The organism is Stenotrophomonas sp. HMWF003, from assembly GCF_003061285.1.
Classification (GTDB): Bacteria; Pseudomonadota; Gammaproteobacteria; order Xanthomonadales; family Xanthomonadaceae; genus Stenotrophomonas; species Stenotrophomonas maltophilia_AP.
This window is the reverse complement of sequence record NZ_QAIW01000312.1, coordinates 9,648-11,384: the sequence shown is the minus strand read 5'-3', so window position 1 is coordinate 11,384 and position 1,737 is coordinate 9,648. Positions and strand designations below refer to the sequence as shown.

Here is a 1,737-nt window from a genome sequence, read left to right as displayed (position 1 = left end):
CGGCCTAGGGGGACCGGCTGGCGGGCGTGTTAGTCAATCGCCAAACACGGGCGCATGTATAGTGGCCACTTAACGCCATGTCAACCGGATGCCTAACATGACTGCGACAGCCGACCTACTTGACAAAGTGAAGGAGCGCTGCTCCATCCCGTCTGACAACGCTTTGAGCCAGAAACTGGGCGTCACCCGTGCCGTGGTCAGCACGTGGCGAAGCGGCGGCACGCCGCTTTCAGATGAGCGAATTGCGCAGCTTTGCGCGATGGCAAAGATGGAAGGCGCGACGTGGCTGGCGATGATTCACGCCGAGCGAGCAACGTCCGCGACTGAGCGAGCGTTGTGGCGTTTGATCTTGGACAGGGTGAGCGCGGCGGCTGCGGTGGTCGCGCTGGTGTGCATCACGATGCCAGGCGCGGCAAATGCTGAAACCCTTGCAGCACAAGGCTTTGCGCAGGGTCAAAGTGCAGATTCTGTATATTATGTAAAATGTCAGTCGGAAGGCACTCCGCGATCCAACCAAGACTTCCTGCATCCACAACGTCCAGCTGCCCAAAGGCTGCTTCCAGCCCCGGACCGCCCCACATTGCATGCCAACCACTTCTGGCAGCCATCAAGCACCCTACGGCTGCAGCGCTTCCAACACCCGACATTCCGCCACGCGCCCCCCCGGGCAGTTGCCAATCATCCGCTCCAGCTCTCCCTGCAACGCCTGCAGATCACGGACCCTGCGAGCAATATCGGCGATGTGCGCCTTCACCACAGCGTCCACCGAACTGCATTGGTGGTCGCGCTGCTCGCCAAATGCGATCAGCTCACGGATCTGTTCGATCGGAAATCCAAGCTCGCGGGCACGGCGAACGAACGCCAACCGACGCTGGTCCTGAGCACCGTAGCACCGGTAATTGCCCTCGGACCGGATCGGCGGCTGAAGCAGGCCGATCTTTTCGTAATAGCGGATGGTTTCGGCCTTGGTGCCGGTCTGCCGGGCCAACTGGCCGATGGTGAGCGTGCTGGACATGGGCTTGACCTTCTAGTGGCTACAGGGTTGATAAAGGCGCCCTGACCCCATGTCAAGCCCGGGCGTCGCCCGACAGGAACCCATCGATGGACCATTGCTGCGGCAACAAACGCCAGGAACTGCAATCCCTGGCGCTACATAGTGCGCAGCGCCGCGTGTTGATCGCGGTGCTGGCGATCAATCTTGCGATGTTCTTCATCGAGTTCGGCGCGGGCATGGTGGCGCATTCCAGCGCACTGCAGGCCGACGCCGTGGACATGCTGGGCGATGCGATCGTGTATGGCTTGAGCCTGTGGGCCGTGAATCGCGGTGCGCGCTGGGAGGCCGGTGCCGCTCTGGCCAAGGGATTGCTGATCCTGGCGTTCTTCGTCTTCATCGTCGTGGAGGTCATCAGCAAGCTGGTGCACGGCGTGCCGCCATCCAGCGGACTGATGGTGGTGTTCGGCGCCATCGCGCTGTTGGCCAACCTGGCCTGCCTGGCATTGCTGTGGCGCTTCCGTGCGCTCAACATCAACATGAAAAGCACGTTCGAATGCTCACGCAACGACGTGGCGGCCAACGTGGGCGTGCTGGCGGCAGCCGGCGGCGTCGCGCTGACCGGTCACGCCTGGCCCGATATTCTCGTCGGCGCAGTGATAGCGCTGCTGTTCCTGGCGTCTGCGGTGCGGGTCATCGGCGAAGCCTGGCCCGCATGGCGGGCGGCGTCGGCAAGGTAGAGCACC

Annotated in this window: 2 protein-coding genes and 1 pseudogene; 2 read left to right on the top strand and 1 reads right to left on the bottom strand. The window is 62.6% G+C overall.

Translation table 11 applies throughout. The features are described 5' to 3' along the window. Window positions 1-97: 97 nt before the first annotated feature. Window positions 98-442, top strand: a pseudogene (locus DBR34_RS24550) (DUF3693 domain-containing protein); the annotation flags it as partial. A gap of 174 nt (window positions 443-616) precedes the next feature. On the opposite strand, the gene DBR34_RS12810 reads toward DBR34_RS24550, so the two are convergent. After that, window positions 617-1,015 (bottom strand): helix-turn-helix domain-containing protein, encoded by a 399-nt coding sequence (locus DBR34_RS12810; RefSeq protein ID WP_128097076.1) that lies wholly within the window; start codon window positions 1,013-1,015, stop codon window positions 617-619. Window positions 1,016-1,101: 86 nt separating this feature from the next. Here DBR34_RS12810 and DBR34_RS12805 point away from each other — a divergent pair, with 86 nt between their 5' ends. Further along, complete coding sequence (locus tag DBR34_RS12805; protein WP_128097075.1) at window positions 1,102-1,731, top strand: cation transporter; 630 nt, start codon at window positions 1,102-1,104, stop codon at window positions 1,729-1,731. Window positions 1,732-1,737: the final 6 nt, after the last annotated feature.

Bases quoted from the DNA above. Each gene is read 5' to 3' on its own strand.
- DBR34_RS12810 (WP_128097076.1), bottom strand. From the start codon at position 1,015: ATGTCCAGCACGCTCACCATCGGCCAGTTGGCCCGGCAGACCGGCACC.
- DBR34_RS12805 (WP_128097075.1), top strand. From the start codon at position 1,102: ATGGACCATTGCTGCGGCAACAAACGCCAGGAACTGCAATCCCTGGCG.